The sequence below is a fragment of the Pseudoduganella dura genome, assembly GCF_009727155.1.
Taxonomy (GTDB): Bacteria; Pseudomonadota; Gammaproteobacteria; order Burkholderiales; family Burkholderiaceae_D; genus Rugamonas; species Rugamonas dura.
Genome location: NZ_WNWM01000002.1, coordinates 2,797,670 through 2,816,532, shown reverse-complemented (window position 1 = coordinate 2,816,532; position 18,863 = coordinate 2,797,670). Strand labels below are relative to the sequence as shown.

17 protein-coding genes and 1 tRNA gene are annotated in these 18,863 nt (G+C 65.4%); 8 read left to right on the top strand and 10 right to left on the bottom strand.

Going from position 1 to position 18,863, the window contains the following annotated elements; genetic code table 11:
* Positions 1-10 precede the first annotated feature (10 nt).
* The 5 genes from GJV26_RS12310 (at position 11) to GJV26_RS12290 (ending at position 3,128) form a co-directional block, all read left to right on the top strand.
* On the top strand, positions 11-775 hold the full coding sequence (locus GJV26_RS12310) for a cytochrome c1 (protein ID WP_155712414.1): 765 nt from the start codon (positions 11-13) through the stop codon (positions 773-775).
* A gap of 130 nt (positions 776-905) precedes the next feature.
* A complete protein-coding gene (locus GJV26_RS12305; protein ID WP_090436157.1) occupies positions 906-1,517 on the top strand; it encodes a glutathione S-transferase N-terminal domain-containing protein in 612 nt (203 codons plus the stop codon).
* A gap of 103 nt (positions 1,518-1,620) precedes the next feature.
* Complete coding sequence (locus GJV26_RS12300; protein ID WP_155709063.1) at positions 1,621-2,124, top strand: ClpXP protease specificity-enhancing factor; 504 nt, start codon at positions 1,621-1,623, stop codon at positions 2,122-2,124.
* 26 nt (positions 2,125-2,150) lie between these two features.
* A tRNA-Thr gene (locus GJV26_RS12295) sits at positions 2,151-2,226 on the top strand.
* 197 nt (positions 2,227-2,423) lie between these two features.
* Complete coding sequence (locus GJV26_RS12290) at positions 2,424-3,128, top strand: hypothetical protein (RefSeq protein ID WP_155709062.1); 705 nt, start codon at positions 2,424-2,426, stop codon at positions 3,126-3,128.
* 13 nt (positions 3,129-3,141) lie between these two features.
* Here the strand turns inward: GJV26_RS12290 and GJV26_RS12285 are convergent, their stop codons facing one another.
* From GJV26_RS12285 to GJV26_RS12265, 5 genes are all read right to left on the bottom strand, one after another.
* Positions 3,142-4,152: a substrate-binding domain-containing protein gene (locus GJV26_RS12285; RefSeq protein WP_155709061.1), complete on the bottom strand. Its 1,011-nt coding sequence runs from the start codon at positions 4,150-4,152 to the stop codon at positions 3,142-3,144.
* 40 nt (positions 4,153-4,192) lie between these two features.
* Positions 4,193-5,470, bottom strand: a complete 1,278-nt coding sequence (locus GJV26_RS12280) for an MFS transporter (protein WP_155709060.1) — start codon at positions 5,468-5,470, stop codon at positions 4,193-4,195.
* A gap of 35 nt (positions 5,471-5,505) precedes the next feature.
* Entirely contained in the window at positions 5,506-6,165 is a 660-nt protein-coding gene (gene pgmB / locus GJV26_RS12275; protein ID WP_173346192.1) for a beta-phosphoglucomutase, read from the bottom strand.
* On the bottom strand, positions 6,162-8,492 hold the full coding sequence (locus GJV26_RS12270; protein ID WP_155709059.1) for a glycoside hydrolase family 65 protein: 2,331 nt from the start codon (positions 8,490-8,492) through the stop codon (positions 6,162-6,164). Before GJV26_RS12270 ends, pgmB begins: the two co-directional genes overlap by 4 nt.
* A gap of 79 nt (positions 8,493-8,571) precedes the next feature.
* A complete protein-coding gene (locus tag GJV26_RS12265; protein ID WP_155709058.1) occupies positions 8,572-9,564 on the bottom strand; it encodes a LacI family DNA-binding transcriptional regulator in 993 nt (330 codons plus the stop codon).
* Positions 9,565-9,753: 189 nt separating this feature from the next.
* Between GJV26_RS12265 and GJV26_RS12260 the strand changes: the two genes are divergently transcribed.
* The 3 genes from GJV26_RS12260 (at position 9,754) to GJV26_RS12250 (ending at position 14,243) form a co-directional block, all read left to right on the top strand.
* Entirely contained in the window at positions 9,754-12,243 is a 2,490-nt protein-coding gene (locus GJV26_RS12260; protein ID WP_173346191.1) for a TonB-dependent receptor, read from the top strand.
* A 179-nt stretch (positions 12,244-12,422) separates the two neighbouring features.
* Positions 12,423-13,793, top strand: coding sequence for a hypothetical protein (locus GJV26_RS12255; RefSeq protein ID WP_155709056.1), 1,371 nt, complete (start codon positions 12,423-12,425; stop codon positions 13,791-13,793).
* A 120-nt stretch (positions 13,794-13,913) separates the two neighbouring features.
* On the top strand, positions 13,914-14,243 hold the full coding sequence (locus GJV26_RS12250; RefSeq protein WP_155709055.1) for a cupin domain-containing protein: 330 nt from the start codon (positions 13,914-13,916) through the stop codon (positions 14,241-14,243).
* A gap of 55 nt (positions 14,244-14,298) precedes the next feature.
* Here the strand turns inward: GJV26_RS12250 and GJV26_RS12245 are convergent, their stop codons facing one another.
* From GJV26_RS12245 to GJV26_RS12225, 5 genes are all read right to left on the bottom strand, one after another.
* A complete protein-coding gene (locus tag GJV26_RS12245; RefSeq protein ID WP_155709054.1) occupies positions 14,299-16,191 on the bottom strand; it encodes a hypothetical protein in 1,893 nt (630 codons plus the stop codon).
* The gene (locus GJV26_RS12240; protein WP_155709053.1) at positions 16,188-16,352 is read right to left on the bottom strand and encodes a hypothetical protein; all 165 of its coding nucleotides are present in this window, start codon (positions 16,350-16,352) and stop codon (positions 16,188-16,190) included. Before GJV26_RS12240 ends, GJV26_RS12245 begins: the two co-directional genes overlap by 4 nt.
* The gene (locus GJV26_RS12235) at positions 16,349-17,380 is read right to left on the bottom strand and encodes a glycosyltransferase family 2 protein (RefSeq protein WP_155709052.1); all 1,032 of its coding nucleotides are present in this window, start codon (positions 17,378-17,380) and stop codon (positions 16,349-16,351) included. The genes GJV26_RS12240 and GJV26_RS12235 overlap by 4 nt, the downstream gene beginning before the upstream one ends.
* Positions 17,329-17,739, bottom strand: coding sequence for a GtrA family protein (locus GJV26_RS12230; RefSeq protein ID WP_155709051.1), 411 nt, complete (start codon positions 17,737-17,739; stop codon positions 17,329-17,331). Before GJV26_RS12230 ends, GJV26_RS12235 begins: the two co-directional genes overlap by 52 nt.
* 74 nt (positions 17,740-17,813) lie before the next feature.
* Positions 17,814-18,863, bottom strand: coding sequence for an NAD(P)H-dependent glycerol-3-phosphate dehydrogenase (locus GJV26_RS12225; protein ID WP_155709050.1), 1,050 nt, complete (start codon positions 18,861-18,863; stop codon positions 17,814-17,816).

Below are 18,863 nucleotides of genomic sequence, written 5' to 3'. Positions count from 1 at the left end.
GACACGAATGATGAATTTCACGAAGAAGTTTCTCGCTCTGCTGACGCTGCTGCCGGCCCTGGCCATCGGGGCCGAAGGCGGCCATCCGCTGGACCGGGCGCCGGACCGTTCGCATGACATGGCGGCATTGCAGAACGGCGCCAGGCTGTTCGTCAATTACTGCCTGAATTGCCATAACGCATCGTCGATGCGCTATAACCGCCTGCGCGATATCGGCCTGTCGGAAGACCAGATCCGCAACAACCTGCTGTTCACCGGCGGAAAAGTCGGCGAACTGATGACCACGGCAATGCCGGCCAAGGATGCCAAGGCCTGGTTCGGCGTGGTGCCGCCCGATCTTTCCGTGATTTCGCGCGCGAAGTCGGGCCCGGCCGGCTCCGGCGGCGATTACCTGTACACCTACCTGCGCACCTTCTACAAGGACGACACCCGGCCGACCGGTTTCAACAACCTGGTGATCCCGAACGTGGCCATGCCGCATGTGCTGTGGCAGCTGCAGGGCGTGCAGGGGGCGAAATGGGTGGACGAGAAGGATCCGCACGATGCCGGCAAGACAGTGCACAAGTTCGCCGGCTTCCAGCAGATCACGCCCGGTACCATGAGCAAGCTCGAATTCGACACCGCGGTGGCGGACCTGGTCGGCTACATGGAGTGGATGGCGGAGCCGGCCCAGCAGACGCGCAAGCGCCTGGGCGTGGCGGTACTGCTGTTCCTGTCGGCCTTCGCCTTCCTGGCTTGGCGCCTGAATGCCTCCTTCTGGAAAGAAGTCAAATAAAAATTTGATTTCTGCTTGCCGATTTTGGTAAGGTCTCGTCTTTGCTCCGCGCGCTATCCCTTGCCGCGCGGCCAACTGGGGTGAACCGTTCGCGGTCTCGCCCCCTTTGTTTTCTTAAGGAACTACCAACATGATGGTTCTCTACTCGGGCACCACCTGCCCATTTTCTCAGCGTTGCCGCCTGGTCCTGTTTGAAAAAGGCATGGATTTCGAAGTGCGCGACGTCGACCTGTTCAACAAGCCGGAAGACATCTCGACGATGAACCCGTACGGCCAGGTGCCCATTCTCGTCGAACGCGAATTGATCCTGTACGAATCGAACATCATCAACGAGTACATCGACGAGCGCTTCCCGCACCCGCAACTGATGCCGGCCGACCCGCTGATGCGCGCCCGTGCCCGCCTGATGCTGTTCAACTTCGAAAAAGAACTGTTCGTGCACGTGCACACGCTGGAAAGCGAGCGCAACAAGACGAACGACAAGAGCCACGACAAGGCCCGCGCCGAAATCCGCGACCGCCTGACCACGCTGGCGCCGCTGTTCCTGAAGAACAAGTACATGCTGGGCGACGAATTCTCGATGCTCGACGTGGCCGTGGCGCCGCTGCTGTGGCGCCTCGATCACTACGGCATCGAACTGTCGAAGACCGCCGCGCCGCTGATGAAGTACGCCGAACGCATCTTCTCGCGTCCGGCCTACATCGAAGCGCTGACGCCGTCCGAGAAAGTGATGCGCCGCTGATCGGATAAATCCGGGGCGAATCCGCGGCAGGTTCGCGGCCGCTTCACACAAGCTCACGCAACACCGGCGCCGCCGTAGGGGCGCCGGCTTTCGAAGAATAGTCATGGCAGAAATTTCAACCAAGCCCTACATGCTGCGCGCCATCTACGAATGGTGCACGGATTGCGGCTACACGCCGTACCTGGCGGTGAAAGTCGATTCCGCGACCACGGTGCCGATGGAGTACGTGAAGAAGGGCGAGATCGTGCTCAACATCAGCTACGGCGCCACCTCCGGCCTGAAGATGGACAACGACAGCATCCGCTTCAATGCCCGCTTCGGCGGCGTGTCGCGCGAGATCTACGTGCCCGTCAATAACGTGATGGCGATTTACGCGAACGAGAACGGGCAGGGCATGGCGTTCGAGCCGGTGCTGGGGCAGTCTTCGTCGTCGCCTGTGCCGGCCCCTACCGCGGAACCTCCGGCGCCGACGCTGTCTTCCGTGCCGTCGCCGTCTTCCTCGCCCGCGCCTGTGCCCGCACCGTCGCGCTCCGACGACAATGGCCCGGATGATGGCGGCGATGGTCCCAAGAAGGGCGGCCGGCCCACCCTCACCAGGATCAAATAGCGTATAATCTTCGCTGTCCAGATCACGCCGGCTTAGCTCATTTGGTAGAGCAGTTGATTTGTAATCATCAGGTGGCCAGTTCGAAACCGGCAGCCGGCACCAGAATCGCATAGCAATCGAAAGGGGTCACATGCATCGCATGTGGCCCTTTTTGCATTGCGCCGGCGCGCGTCTTGCCGCTTCCCCCTGGTAGCATCGGCATTTAATGCCTCCCTAAGGCCAGGCCCTGCGCGAAAGTTATCAAATCCATCATAATCACGCGGATGGTACTCAGTTGTTAACTTTCAAAGCGAGTAAATATGCCAGCCCCCGCACCACCAACCAGATCAGACCGCATTTTCGTCACCGTCAACCGGGTGCTCAGCCTGCTCGTGCTGCTGGGCCTGCTCGCTGGCGCGGCGGTGATCGCCTACCTATTCTGGAGCAACGGGCCGGATGAACGACCGGGCGTGGTGAAGGTCGAAGACCAGACGATGGAAACGGGAAAAGCTGTTGCGCTGAGCTTTCAGGAGGCCGAACAGATCAATATGGCCGATACCGAAATGATCCGGCTGACCATCGACGCTGGGGATGGTAAATATTCCGGACGCAATTTTCAAACCAGAAATGTGCTGTTTGTCAGCACCATGGACAAACCCGCGCGCTGGCTGTTCAAGGACCACAAGAACGTGGTGTCGGTCGTGGAGCAGCTCCAGGAAAGCGCGCAATCCCGGAAGGACCTGCCAACGCTGGCGCTCTATGTCGAGTTTTCGGCGCACCAGCCGGGCAGTAACGTCAAGCACAAGGACAGCCAGCTTGCCGTTGGATTTTCACGGCCGGACGGCAGCGGCTTTACACCGGTGCTGAAGGACGTCGCGCGGGTATTGTCCCACCGGGTGGTGGATGGACGACGTGTAAGCGTCCTGTTCCAACGCGATACCGCCATCTGGCAGGCCAGCATATCGCTCGCGGATTTCACCGTCGTCAGCGAACGCCAGATCGAAAAGCTGCCGAGCGCCATCTGACGCTGCCTTGCCTTCAGTCCGGACGACGCCCGATCGACGCCCCCGGCAGCAGCACGGGCTGCCAGAGTTCCTGCAACGATGCCGCCGGCGCCCCCTCCAGCAGTGCCAGCAGCATCGCTCCCATCTTCGCGCCGGCCGCCCGCGCATCGGGCTGGTCGATGGTCGCGACATCCAGCCCGGCCAGCGCATCGGCCATCCGTCCCCACACCACCAGCGACATGTCGCGGCCAATCTGAATCCCGGCATCGAGCAGCGCACGCACTGCGCCCACGCCGGACAGGTGGTTGTCCACGATCACGGCGGTCGGGCGCTCCGCGCAGGCCAGCAATTGCTGCATCGCCCCATACCCGCTGCGCCGGTCGATCGCCGATTCGATCAGGTAGCGTGGATCGACCGCCAGCCCGGCACGGCTGAAGCAATCAAGAAAACTGTCGCGCCGCTGCCGCGCGAAGTTCAGCGTCTGGGGCGAGCCGAGCAGGGCGATGCGGCGATGCCCCTGCGCCATCAGCGCATCGAGCGCCAGGCGGATGCCCGCCGCGTTGTCGTAGTCGAACCATGCATGATGGGCGCTGGCATCGGTCCGCCCATGCGCGACAAACGGGAACCCCGCTTCCGACAGGAACGCGATGCGCGGATCGTCCACCAGCGTGCGGCTGACGATCAGGCCGTCCACGCGCCGGCCCAGCACCATCTGCTGGTAGGAAGGCAGTTCATTCGCGGGCGACACGGGCGCGATGATGAAGTTCATCCCGGCCGCTTCCAGCGCGCCCGAGATGCCGCCCACCACGTCGAGGAACATCGGATCGCCCAGGTCGGCCGGCAGCAGCGGGTAAAGGATGCCCAGCACGTTGCTGCGGCCCACGGCGAGGTGGCGCGCCACGGGATTGGCCCGGTAGCCGCTGGCGGCGGCCGCGGCCAGCACGCGCTGGCGCGTGGCCTCGGACACCTCCGGATAGCCGTTCAGCGCGCGGCTGACGGTGGTCTTCGACATGCCGAGCGTGTCGGCCAGGGCTTTCAGGTTCATGCGGCGGCAGGGAAGAGCAGGGCGGAAATCAGTGCCGAAGTCAGTGCGACTGGCCGCCGATTATAGCGGAGGCCTGCGCGCCGCCGCCGCCGTTGGCGCCTTCCACCGCGCGGCGGAAGAAGAACAGCATCACCAGCACAACGGCGATCGGCACCAGGGTCAGGTAGAACGCGAAATGGCCGCTGAAGGCGCCGAACACGTAGCCGGTGATCAGCGATCCCGTGGTGCCGCCCAGCGCCGAGAAGATCACCAGCAGCCCCGTCATCGGCGCGTGCTGGTGCTGGGGCAGGGAGCTCAGCATCACCGAGTTGATGCCCGGATAGATCGGCGCCATGAACAGGCCGATCAGCGGGAACAGGAACGTGGCCGCCGGCGCCGTGAACCAGGTGATGCCGGGGTCCGGCACCACGCCGTGCGTCAGCGGCAGCGCCACCAGCACCACGGCGCCCATGCCGACCAGGCAGCCATTCATCACCGGGTACCAGTGCAGGCGGCGCAACACCACGCCGGCCGACAGCCGCCCGATCGCCAGGCAGGCGGCGAAGATACTGGTGACCTGCACGCTCATGGCCGCCGGCAGGTGGAGGATCTCGTTGTTGAAGGTGGGTAGCCAGGTACCGACGCTCTGCTCGATCAGCACGTACAGGAAGGCGGTGAGCACGAAGATGCACACCAGCGGCTTGAAGAACAGCTTGAGCATGGCGGCGAAATCCTGCGCCGGCGTGCTGCCGGCCGGCGGCGCGGCCAGCCGCTCGTCGAAACGGGTGCCCAGCAGCAGGATGAACGTCAGCGCGCACAGCGCCGCCAGCGGCCAGTAGACGTTCAGCCAGCTTTGCGAACGCGGGTTGGCCGAATCGATGAAGAAACTGAACACCCAGTAGGCGCACAGCACGCCCACCATGAAGAAGCCTTCCAGCGTGTTCATGATGCCGGCGTGCTCCTTGCGGCCCGTGGCGACCAGGCCCAGCGTCGAGTAGACGGAAACCTTCACCAGCGCGAACGCCACGCCCACGCACAGGAACAGCAGCTTGGCGGTGGCAAACCCCGGCACCAGCGGCATCGCCAGGCATGCGCCGGTCACGATCGCCAGCCCGGCCAGCATGGCGCGCTTGTAGCCCAGCCGCGGCAGGAACGACGCCACCAGGAACGACACGATCGCGATCGGCAGGTCCTTGAACCCTTCCAGCACGCTGGCGGCGGACTTGCCGACGCCGTAGTTGTTGATGACCTGAAGGATCACGGTGCCCACGCTGTTGAGCAGGATCGCGAACACGAAGTAAATCAGGAACAGGATGAACAGGATACGGCGGCGTTGCATGGTGTCTCCTCCCGGCGGTTATGATTTTATTGTGGTCAAGCCAGGGAAAACGCCGTCAGGTCCGGGATCACGATGTCGGCTTCCGCCAGCACCCGGGGATCGCCGACCCCGATCGCGTACATCTCCGCCGCCTTGATCGACGCCACGCCGGCCACCGCATCCTCGACGCCGAAGCACTCGGGCGGCGCCACGCCCAGTTCGCGCGCCGCCTTCAGGAAAATCTCCGGATCGGGCTTGCCGCGGGCGATCGTGCCGGCGTCGACCACGTAATCGAACTTGCCGGTGATGCCCAGGCTGTCCAGCACCGTGAACGCATTGCGGCTCACGGAAGCCAGGCCGATCTTCAACCCGGCCGCCCGGCATGCGTCGAGCGCCTCGATGGCGCCGGGTAGCAGGTCGGCCGGCGACATCGTGGCGATCAGCTCCTTGTAATGCTCGTTCTTCTCCGTGGCCAGCGCCAGCTTTTCCTCGGCGGTGTAACCGCGGGGGGACGAGGCCAGGATCAGGTCGAGCGATCCCATCCGGTCGATGCCTTTCAGGTGCTCGTTGAACGCTTCGTCGAAATGCACGCCCTGCGCCTCGGCCAGCCGCTTCCAGGCCAGGTAGTGGTAGCGGGCGGTATCGGTGATCACGCCATCGAGGTCGAAGATCACGGCCTTGAATTCCTTCAGGTTACGCGGGGTTCCGGGGTTCATGCGGCCTCCTGGTGTTCGGGTTGGGCGGCGGTCAGCGCGACCGGCTTGCCATGGTGGGTGAACTGCAGCGCTTCGCCCTGCACCAGCCGGTAGGTGGTGCCGGCGCCATTCACGCCGACCTGCAGCAGGCAGCCGCGCAGCTGGATGCGAAAGCGGTAGCCCTGCCAGCGCGCCGGCAGCGTGGGGGCGAAGCGCAGGCTGCCGCCATCGGTGCGCATGCCGCCGAAGCCGTACGCCACGCCCAGCCAGGTGCCCGCCATGGCGGCCGTGTGCACGCCGTGGCAGGTGTTGCCGTGCGTGTCGTCCAGGTCGAGGCGGGCCGTTTCCATGAAGTAGTCGTAGGCCTTGTCGGCATAGCCCACTTCGGCGGCAATGATCGAGAAGATGCACGACGACAGAGACGAGTCGTGCGTGGTCACGGCTTCGTAGTAGTCGAAGTCGCGCCGCTTGTCGTCCTGCCCGAAGCGGGCCGACAGCAGCAGCAGCGCCAGCACCACGTCGGCCTGCTTGCACACCTGGTGACGGTAGATCACCATCGGGTGGTAGTTCAGCAGCAGCGGGTAATTACCCGGCGGCGTGTTGGCGAAGTCCCAGCGCTTCTTCGACAGGAAACTGTCGTCCTGCTCGTGGATCTGCAGTGCGGTGTCGTAGGGCAGCAGCATCAGCCGCGCGGCGTTGGCCCATTCCTCCGGCTCGCCCGGAGCGAGGTCCATCGATTGCGCGATGCGGGCGTAATCTTCCGGGAATTCGCCGGCAAGCCGGGCGGCGATGGCGGCGGCGAACTCCAGGTGGGCCTGCGCCATCGCGTTGGTGTAGTAGTTGTTGTTGACCAGGGCCGTGTACTCGTCCGGCCCTGTCACCTCGTTGATGACGAAGCTGCCGTGGCGGTCGTAGGTGCCGATGCCGGTCCAGATGCGCGCCGTTTCCATCACGATTTCCGCGCCGTGGGCGCGCAGCCAGGCGTCGTCGCCCGTCGCATCAAGGTACTGGCGGATCGAATAGGCGATGTCGGCATTGATGTGGTACTGCGCTGTGCCGGCCGGGAAATAGGCCGAGCATTCCTCGCCGGCGATGGTGCGCCACGGGTACAGCGCGCCCTTCGGGTGCGACATCTGGCGCGCGCGGCGGCGCGCCGATTCCAGGCCCGCCCACCGGTATTCCAGCAGCGCGCGGGCGATCTCCGGTTTGTTGTACAGGAAGAAGGGGAAGATGTAGATTTCCGTGTCCCAGAAATAATGGCCTTCGTAGCCTTCGCCCGTCACGCCCTTGGCGGAGATGTTGGTCTTGCCGTCGCGTCCCACCGATTGCAGCAGGTGGTACTGGTTGAAGCGGATCCCCTGCTGCAGCAGGTCGTCGCCATCGATTTCCACGTCGGACTGCTGCCAGAAATCGGCCAGGTACGCGGCCTGGCGGGCGGCCAGCACGTCGAACCCGCCGCGCAGCGCCACTTCCAGCACGTCGCAGCTGCGCGTGAGCAGTTCGTCTTCCGGATAATCGCGCGACGTGTGGTAGCACGCGTACTTGCGCACGGTGATTTTCTCGCCCTGCACGGCAGGCAGCGCATACGTCTGCTCCAGCCGCAGGCCGTCGCGGCTGCATTGCGCTTCCACCGTGCCCTTGCCATCCACCTCGGTCAGCGTGGCGCTGACCAGCATGAAGCCGCTGTTGCGGGTGCGCTGCACCAGCGCGCAGAAGTCGCCTTCCTGTTCCGCCGACAGCAATTGCAGCGAAGCGCCGGAAACGGCCGAACCGATGCGGGGATCGTCGCCCGCTTCCAGGTTCTGCACGGCGCCATCGAGCGACGACACGATGCGCACCGTGCCGGAAAAGTTCAGCGGCGTGACTTCCACCTCGAATGCCAGCAGGTGCCGGTTGTCGAGGCATACCAGGCGGCGGCTGCGCAGCGCGATCGACCGGCCCGAGGGCGAGGTCCATGTCAGCGAGCGTTCCAGCACGCCCCGGCGCAGGTCCAGCGAACGCTGGTAATTTTCCAGCCTGCCTTGCAGCGGGTCGAAGCGTTCCTCCTCGACCCAGATCGCAATGCCCTTCGCATTCGGCACATTGAGCATGAACTGGTTGGTCTTCGCCAGTGCATGAGCCGTTTCCGGGTAATGGATCGATTCGGATTCGTAGAAGCCGTTCAGGTAGGTCCCGTCCCGCGACGTGCCGCCCGGGCCGCTCCAGCCTTCCTCCGCCGTGCCGCGCACGCCGATGTAGCCATTGCCCAGGGCGAACAGGGTCTCGTTCAGGAAATGCGTGGCGGGATCCGGCGCATCTTCGCGCAGGCACCAGGGATCAGGGGGAAAGCGGTGGTTCCGGGCTTGCATCGTGTCTCCTTCAAACCGGTTTGAATGATGTGTGAAAAATAAGCAGTGCAGCGGCACCGCGGAAGCCATTCATGGAAATTCAGGTCTGCCGCACCATCAGCGTGGTGGACAGCATTTCGGACGAGACGGGCTGGCCGTTGATCAGGTCCAGCATTTTTTTCGCCAGCAGCACGCCGCCGTCGCGCAGGTACTGGTGGACCGATGTCAGGGGCGGTACGAAGCTGGCGGCGCCGGGCGTATCGTCGTAGCCGATGACGGAGACGATTTCCGGCACGTGCAGGTTTTTCTCGGCCAGCGCGCGGATCGCGCCCATGGCCAGCAGGTCGCTGGCGGCGAACACGCCGTCGAAGCCGTGGCTTTTCTTCTTCAGCAGTGCCGAGATGCAGTCGAACCCGGCTTCGAACGTGAACGCCTTGGGGCGCATGATGTGCACGCTGCCCTGGTTGCCGATCGCGCCGATGAAGCCCGCGCAGCGCTCCTGTACCTCGGCATGGTCCACGTCGCCCAGGAACACCAGCTTCTTGCGGCCCAGTTCGAGAAAGCGGTGGGCCGCGCTGATGCCGCCCTTGCGGTTGTCGCTGCCGACCACCACCGTGCCGGACTCCGGTTCCGGCGCGCCCCAGACCACCAGCGGCAGGCCGGCCTTCTTCAGCGCCGTCACGGCTTCGCCGTGCGAACCCTGGCCCAGCAAAATCAGACCGTCCGCGCCGCGCACCGGGGCCGTGTCCAGCAACTGTTTCGAGGTCAGTACCACGCTGTAGCCGGCCGTGGTCAGCTCCTGCGTGATGCCGCCCAGCAGTTCCAGCGGATACGGATCGGACATCGGCCGGCCCTTCGCGGGTGTCATTTCCACCACAACCGCCACCGAGTACGAACGGCCCATCCGCAGGTTGCGAGCGCTCACATTGAAGCGATAGCCCTGTTCCTCGGCCACGCGGCGCACCTTGTCGCGGGTGGCGTCCGTCACGAGAGGACTGTTACGCAGCGCGCGCGACACGGTGATCTTGGAAACGCCCGCCAGCTGGGCCAGGTCTTCCATCGTCAATCCAGCGTCGGGTTTCGCGGCAGCCATCGTGTGTCCTGAAAAAAGTTGGGGGCATTATGACAGATCCAACACTGTTGTCACGCGAAATGACATCGATAGCATTTAGATTGACATCGATGTCATTTGTGCGTTTCAATGTTGTCACACAGACCAGCGGCGGCGCTATCACGGCGCATTGTCCGGAGACGACAATTCACAAATGAAAGTAAAATTGCCATGAACAACAGGTTCCTGCTGTCCTCGATATCCCTTGCCATCCTCGCCCTGACCAGCCAGGCGCGTGCCGCCACGCCGCAGGATGCGGTCACCCCGGCGCCCGCGGCGCAAGAGGTTTCCGGTGCATCCGGCGGCGGTGCCCAGGAAGGCGGCGCCGCCGTGCAGGCCGAGCTGCAGCAGGTGGTGGTGACCGGTGTCGCCACCGGCGGCGTGCGCAAGCTCGATTCGGCGTTTTCGATCACCACCGCCACGGAGGAGCAGCTCCGGCAGGCCGCCCCGAGCAGCACGGCCGACATCCTGAAACTGGTGCCGGGCGTGTATGCGGAAGCCACCGGCGGGCAGTCGGGCGCCAACATCGAGGTGCGCGGCTTCCCGTCCGGCTCGGATTCGCCATTCGTGTCCGTGCAGATGATGGGCAACCCGATCTACCCGGTGCCCACGCTGTCGTTCTTCGAAGGCTCGTCGGCGTTCCGGCTCGATGACACCATCGAACGCGTCGAAGTGCTGCGCGGCGGGCCCAGCACGATCTTCTCGAACGGGCAGCCCGGCGCCACCATGAACTTCATCCTGAAGAAAGGGACCGATACGCCGGAAGGCTCGATCCGCTTCTCGACCGGCACCGGCGAGCTGCGCCGGGTCGACGTGTTCTACGGCGGCAAGATCGCCGACAACTGGTATGGCACCATCGGCGGTTTCTACCGCAATACCAACGGCGTGCGCGATGCCGGCTTCCCGGCGGACAAGGGCACGCAGCTGACCGCCACGCTGACCCGCAAGCTCGACAACGGTGAAATCACGTTCTACGCCCGCCGCACCGACGACAAGAACGCCTTCTACACGGGCGTGCCGCTGATTTCGTCGAACGAAGGCCGCACCATCTCGGAATTCCCCGGCTTCGATCCGCTGACCGGCACCCTGATGAGCGGCGAAATGCGCCGCTTCACGGTGGAGGCGGGCCCCGGCCGCACGCTGAACTATGACCTGGGCGATGGCCGCGGGCTGAAATCGACCGTGTTCGGCATCGACTTCGCGCAAACGATCGGTGGCTGGAACGTGTCGAACAAGTTCAATTACTTCGATGGCGACCTGAACACGATCGCCATGTTCACGGGGAACAACCCGCTGACGATGGCGGCCTACAACGCCGGTGCGCTGTCCACGTATCGCAACGCCGTGGACGGCAGCACCGCCACCGCCGCCACCGCTACATACCTGGACGGCACCCCCGTCGCCGACACGCAGCAAGTGGTGCAGGCCGGCCTGTGGGCCGTCGAGAAGCAGCTGCAATCGGCCACCAACGAGCTGCGCGTCAGCCGCGAGTGGATGAAAGACAACACCGTGACGATCGGCGGCTACTTCGCCAATTACTCGTCGGACGACGTCTGGTACCTTGGCAACAGCCACCTGATGACGGCCGTGCCGAATGCCCGGCTGATCGACGTGCGGCTCAATAACGGCGTCATCGTGTCGAACGGCGGCAAGGAAGGCCCGGTCAACTACGCGCCGGTGGCCTCCTACGACGGCAGCAACACGGCGCTGTTCATCGCCAACGAATGGAAGATCAACGACCGCATCAAGGTCGACGGCGGCATCCGCCGCGAGCGGCAAAAGCTCGATGCCACGGTATCGGGCCTGACCACCGGCGACACGGACAACAACCCGCTGACCGTGTACAACAACGGCACGTCGATGCCCACCAGCGCGAACACCGCGCTGAACCGCACCGATTCGGCCAACTCGTTCACGATCGGCGGCAACTTCAAGCTGTCGCGCGATGCCAGCGTGTTTGCCCGGGCCAACCGCGGCCATACCTTTATCGCCTTCGACGACCTGCGCAACGCCGGCACGCAGGCCAAGGTCGACGATCGCGGCCTGCTGCCCACGCCCACCGTGGAGCAGTTCGAGGTGGGCTTCAAGACGGCCTCGCCGCTGTACAGCGCCTACGTGAATTACTTCCGCACCGATTTCGACGGCATCGCGTTCCAGCAGATCCTGGCCGACGGCACGATCCTCAACTCCGTCAGCGGATCGAAAGGGCAGGGCGTGGAATTCGAACTGGCCGTGCGCCCGGTCCGCGACCTGACGCTGACGCTGACGGGCAACTGGCAGGATTCGGAATACAAGGACAACCCGCTCACGGCCGGCAAGCGCGTGCAGCGGCAACCGAAGCTGCAGGGGCGCTTCACGCCGTCGTACCGCATCCCGATGGGCGACAACGAACTGCGGGTATACGGGACCTACACGTACATCGGCGACCGCTGGGCCGACCAGGCCAACCTGCAATACCTGCCGTCATACAAGACGTTCGACCTGGGCGCCGTGTACCGGCTGGGCGAAAAGATCGAGTTCCGCGTCAACGGCAGCAACCTGTCCAACGAACTGGGCCTCACCGAAGGCAACTCGCGCCTGACCACCGGCGGCAGCGGCCCGATCAACGCCCGCCCGCTGTTCGGCCGCACGTGGGAAGCCTCGGTCATGTACCGTTTCTGACCTTTCGAGAAGTCCCCGGGCCTGGCGGCATCAAGGACCGCCTTGCCCGATCTCGCTTTGGCGGCCCGAGGGCCGCTTTTTTTATGGCGCTGTCACCTGATAGCGCCTGTTCGATTGATGCTTGCCCCGGCTTGCACTTAGAATTTGCCACCGTCCAAGTCGACACGCCCGGGTTTCCCATGACATCTCCTGCTTCAACCGATTACCCCCGTTCCTCCAGCTGGCAGGATTTCGAACGCCTGTCCCTGGACCTGTTGTCCGCGGTGTATCAAACGCGTTTTCGCCGATGGGGCAGTGCCGGCCAGCGCAAGGATGGCGTGGACGCGTGGGCGAAGCTGCCGGACGGCAAAGTGGTCGCCGTGCGCTGCGAAGGCCGCACCGAGCATTTCGGCCAGGTCCTGACCAGAACGGACATCGATACCGCCTTGTCGGAACTGGCCGGTTTCCCCCATCCGGTGGCCGAATTCATCCTGCTGACCACGGCGCCCGACGATGCCGCCACGGCGGCTTACGCGGCGGAGCTCACGGCCAGCCGGCGGGCGACGGGCCAGTCATCGGTGGCGGTGTGGGGCTGGCAAACGATCAGCGGACACATCGGGCAGCACGAGAAGGTGCGTACGGCGTTCTATGGCCACGAAGGCGCCTCGTCCGGCGGGCGCAAGCTGGCCCTGGCTGCCGCCCTCCTGCTGATCGTCGCAGGCGGCGCCGGGTCGCTGTTTCTTGGCAAGAACGCGATCGATGCGTCGAAAACCAGGCCGCAGAGCGCGTCGGCCAATGTCGACGATATCGTCAAGAGCCTGGACGATCTCGGCAACACCTACAAGGAATGCCAGGCTGTGCTGGGGCAGGGTACCTTCACGTTCACCCATGAACTGATCAGCAGCTGCCGCGACCCCGCGACGAAGCAGCTCTCCGCGCTCACGAAAAAGGTCGACAAGCAACGCGCCGGTTTCGACCAGGGTCTGCAGGCCGAGCTTTCCCGCACACTCGTGATCTTCAACGAGGATGTGCGCGAAGCGGTCGCGGTGACGTCGGTGACCCATGCTTTCGATAACGAAGTGGTGCAAGCGATGAAGAACGCCTGCGGGCAAGGGGCGCCGCAGGCGCGCGCCGCCTCGGCAAGGAAAGCCGGTGCGGAAGCCGCTGCGGCACAGGTGCGCTACTACTTCCTGCTGAAGGACTTCATCGTGCCGGAACTGGAAACAGCGAGAACCATCCTGCAACTGCATGCCCGCAACGCGCCGGCGCCGGAGGAGATGAAGGCGGCCGCCGGGCGCATGGAGCAATTGCTCATGGCGCGTACCGCGTATGCCGGCACGCCGACGCCATGGCCGTTCACGCAGTCGTCGGCCAAGCATGCGTCCACCAGGGATGCCACGCCCGAGCCTGGCCCGCAATCCGATGCGGCCGAGGAAGCGCACTGGCGCCGGGTGCTGGCGAAATCGTCGACGGACTCGCTGTACGGCCGGAAAAACGATATCGAAGCGCTGATTTCCTGCGGCGCCCTGAAAGAGGACGCGCGGACATTGGCGCAGCCGCCCGGCGCGTGAGGGGGGTGCGTGAGGATGGTGCGTGAGGATGGTGAATGAAACGGGGCGCGCATTTCAATGCAGCGCGGCAATGCGCGCCCGTTTGATAAGATGAGCACAACGTTCAACCCAGGAGTGCCCATGGCCTTACAACACGCTTCCTCCGGTCAGGTCTTCGCATTGCAGCGCGGCGATGAAGATGGCGCGCAGTTTTCGTCGATCGCACTGGCCAAGACGGATGATCTCGAACTGATCCGCCTCGTACTGCCCGCCGGGAAAACCATGCCCGAACATGCGGTGAAGGGGGAAATCACGCTGCAATGCCTGTCCGGCGAAATCACGGTCGATGCGCACGGCCGCACGGCCACGCTGCATGGCGGCGAGATGCTGTACCTGGCGGGCGGCACGCCGCATGCGCTGGCGGCGGCGGCCGATTCGGTGGCGCTGCTGACGATCCTGCTGAAGAACTGACGCAGTATCGGCACAGGCGCGGTGCCGGCAACGGGGCAAAATCCGGAATGCTCCCCTATCTGCACAGGTAGCGTACCGCGTACAGCACGCGCGCACTGCCGAGCGGCTCGCCGTTGACGGGGTTGCGGTCCAGCCGCGCGGCTTCTTCCAGTTGCACGCAGGCGTCGTGCGTCAGCCTGGCGCCCGCCGCGAACACGTGCGTTACGCCCGCGGCGCGCAGCGAGGCCGCGCGCAGGCGCACCTCGCGCGGCGCGGTCAGGCTGGGCGGCAGGGCCAGCATGCGCCGGCCTTCCGGCATGCTGATCACGCGGTTCGACAACGCCGCGCCGGCCAGCGGATAGTGCCAGCTGCGGTCCGCGAGATTGAGAATCGCGGCACCCGCCGGCAAATTGTCCACCATGGCCGGGTATTCGTAGAACGCCGCGCGCGACGTCTGCCGCGACAGCAGGATCCGGTCGCCGAACTGCAATGCCTGCCGCGACAGGAACACGCCCAGCATCGCCACGATGCAGACCGCCAGGCCCATGTCGAATACGCGCCGCCACCCGCCGGCGGCCTGCGTGACCGCCCATGCCAGCAGCGGCATCGCCAGCGGCAGCGCGGCCAGCACATAGCGGGGCTGCCGGTCGCCCAGCAACCACCACGCGGCCACGATGAACAGCACGGCGGACAGCAGCGCGGCCCGCACGCGATGCGCCTTCAGGCCATCGCGGATCACGGCAGCGCCCAGCGCCATCGCGGTGCCGGGAATGGCGGCTGCGATGAAAGCGCCCAGGCCCGAGCTGTGCTTGAAGTTCTGGCCGTAGCGCTGGGATTCCATCCACGGGTAGAAGAGCCATTGCCAGGCGTGGTCGACCCATTCCAGTTCCGTCGTGCGGCGCAGCGACGTGTCGAAATCGGCCGACGGCAGCCAGCCGAACCATGCGCCGACCAGCGGGACGCCGACCGGATGCAGCGGATTGCCGAGCATGACGGCGTTGCGCAGCATCCAGAAGCCTCCAGCCAGCAATGCCACCCCGCCAAACAGGGCCGCATTCCATAATCGCGCCTGCATGTCGTGAGCTTGCAAGCCGTGAACTTGCAATCCGCGATCCAGTCCGCCAGCTCGTGGAGCGCCGTCGCGCGCGCAGGCCACGAGCCCCACGGCCACGGCGGTGATCAGGTGCAGGCTCTTGAACCCGATCGCCAGGCCCATGCACAGTCCGGCCAGCGTCATCGCCACCGCCGGGCGCAGCGGCGACAGCACGAAGGCCATGGCCAGCGTGGCGAAGGCGATGCCGCCGATGTCGGCTCCCAGTTCCGCCGACGAGAACGCGATCATCGGCACGCCCAGCATGCCGCAGCAGGCATACCACGAGGCCTTGCGGTCGGCCTCCGCCAGCCGGCACAGCGCATGCACGGCCAGCACCAGCGGCACCAGCAGCACCAGATTGGCTGCCGAAACGAGCCGTTCCGGCAACGCCTCGAGCAGCACCGCCCACAGCACGCTCGCATTGGCCGGGAAGGTATGGGGGAAGTTGCCATCCCATGCCATCAGCGAGTGCGTCTGCAGCAGGTTGACGGACAACGGCAGGTGGTAGGCCATCACCTCGTAGCCTTGCGGCCGGCCGAAGGCCAGCAGCAGCGCGCCCAGCGCAAAGACGGCCAGCGTCAGGGATGGCACCCATCCATGGCGCTCGAACGAAGCGGGAATGGAAACCCGGGCGTGAGGAACCAGCCGCAACGCCAGTGCCCCGGCCACCAGCAGCAGCGCCGCGTTGGCCGTCGTGGCAGCGCGAACCCCGGTCGACAGCTCGAACACGCCCAGCACGTGAAACGGGAGAATGAACGCGCCGGAGAATACCGCGGCCGTCACCAGGCAGCGCTCGGCGCGAAAGCGCCGCGCGGCGAGGGTCGCCATCCAGCCGCACAGCAGCAGGTACAGCAGCAAACCGGACAGCGCGATCACAGCAGGTGCTCCGCGATCGCGCGAGCGGCGTGCCACAGCATCGCGAGATGATTGCCGATCCCTTCGCTGCAGGCGAAATACACGGCGATCGAACATGCCGACAGGGCCGCCGGCACCCTGGTCACCAGCACGGTTGCCAGCGCCGGACGCCGCCGGTTCACGACGAATCCTTGCCGAAGCCGTTGCCGCACACGGTCTCGACATGGAAGCGTGGCCGCTTCTTCGTCGATTCGTAGACCTTGGCCAGGTATTCGCCGATGATCCCCAGGCTCAGCAGCTGCACGCCGCCAAGCAGGTACATCGGGATCACGACCGATGCCCAGCCCGGCACGGCATCGTCCGTGAACAGCCGGATACCGAGCGCCCATGCCGACAGCAGCAGGCTGCCCAGCGAGACCAGCGCGCCGGCGCCGGTGATCAGCCGCAGCGGATAGGCCGTAAACGACGTCACGCCCTGCCACGCCAGCGACAGCATCTTGCGCAGCGGGTATTTCGATTCGCCGGCGAAGCGCGCGGCCCGCTCGAATTCCACCACGGACGTGCGGTATCCCAGCTGCGGAACCAGGCCGCGCAGGAACAGGTGGGTTTCCTCGTAGCCGCGCAGGCTCTCGATGGCGCGGCGGCTCATCAGGCGGAAATCGGCATGGTTGAACAGCACCTGCACGCCGAGGAAGGCCAGCAGCCTGTAATAGCCTTCGGCCGTGACACGCTTGAAGAAGCTGTCCGCATCGCGGCAGCGCCGCACCGCATAGACGATTTCATTGCCGGCGCGGTAGCCGTCGAGCATCCGGGGAATCGCTTCGAGGTCGTCCTGCAGGTCGGCATCGAGGCTCACGAGCACGTCGCCCGGCGCTGTCATCAGGCCGCACAGCAGCGCGTTCTGGTGGCCGCGATTGCGGCTCAGCTTGATGCCGCACACCGTCGGAAATACCGCCGCGTACTCCGCGACGAGGCGCCAGGTGCCATCGCTGCTGCCGTCGTCCACGTAGTAGATCGCGCTGCCCGGCGCCGCGCGGCCCTCGGCCTCGAGCCGGGCCAGCAGCGCAATCAGCCGCCGCGTGGTTTCGGGCAGCACTTCCTGCTCGTTGAAGCACGGCAGCACGAGGCTGACGACAGGCACGGGTTTGAGATCCTGCTTCAGTTCCGGCGGCGTCGAAAAGTCCAGGCGCCATGGATGCAGTAGTTCCATACGATCACTCCCATGGTGGTCAGCAGTTGTGCGGGCAGGGTGGGCAGGCCGGCGCGGATCAGCGTCGTCAGCAAGAAATGATTCAGCAGCAGGCCGGTGGCGGCCGCGACCGCGAAGCGGGGCGCGGTGACACGGCGCTGTTCATCGCTTTGAAAGGTGAGCTGTTCGTTGAGCAGGTAGTTCAGCAGCGCGCCGAGCGCGAAGCCGGTGCCGGAAGCGGTTGCCACGGGCAGGCCGGCGCGCATCAGCAGCAGCATCGCCACGTAGTGCGCGGCCGTGGAAGCGCCGCCCACACAGAGGAAGGCAATCAGGCTGCGCGCCGAAAAGTTGGCGCGCCTGGAAGATGGAAGAGTGGGCATGGATAGCGAACGGGCAAGCGTACCCGTCAAGTCTATCGATGCCTTTCAGCGCACGACTTCGATTGGATCAAACCTTACTTGGAAGCGGGCGCGAGTGTCTCATCGCGGGGATCGCGGGCCAGCATCCGGGCCACCAGCACTTCCGGTTTCACGCCGTCGAACAGCATCGACGCAACACCATTGGTGAGCGGCATGTCGACACCGAGCCGGGCGGCCAGTTCGCGCACGGCCTTGGCGCAGGGTACGCCCTCGGCCACGTGGCCCAGTTCGGCCACGATCGTCTCCAGCGCCTTGCCTTGCGCCAGGCCGAGGCCCACGCGGCGGTTGCGCGACAGGTCGCCCGTGCACGTGAGGATCAGGTCGCCCATGCCGGTCAGGCCCATGAAGGTTTCGATGTTGCCGCCCAGCGTCGTGCCCAGGCGGGTCACCTCGGCCAGCCCGCGGGTGATCAGCGCGGCACGGGCATTCAGGCCCAGGCCCAGGCCGTCGGCGCAGCCGGTGGCGATCGCCATCACGTTTTTCACGGCGCCGCCGACTTCCACGCCGATCAGGTCGTCGCTCGAGTACACGCGCATCGTGCCGCCATGCACCGTGGCCACCACGCAGTCGCGCAGCGCGGCCGACGTGGAGGCGATGGTCAGCGCGCACGGCAGGCCGCGCGCCACTTCCTGCGCGAACGACGGACCGGACAGCGCGCCGCCGGGAATAGCGTCGCCCAGCACTTCGCGGAAGATCTGGTGCGGCAGCAGCCCGGTGTCATATTCGAAACCCTTGCACAGCCAGACCAGGTTGGGGATCGGGCGGCCCTTCAGGCTGTGCAGCAGCGGGCGCAGGCCGGCCACCGGCGTGGCCGCGATCAGCAGGCCGTCGTTGCCGTCGGCGTCGCGTTGCGCGTGAGCGACCGCTTCATCGAAATCGGCGCTCACGCGCAGGGCGGGGGGGAAGGGAAAGCCGGGCAGGTAGTGCGTGTTGTCGCGGGCCTCGGCGATGTCCGCCATGGCTTGCGCGTTACGGCCCCACAGCACGACATCGTGCCGGGCGGCGACGGCGATGGCGACGGCCGTGCCCCAGGCGCCGGCGCCCAGGACGGTGATGCGGCGCCGGCTCGTTGGATTGTCTTGCAT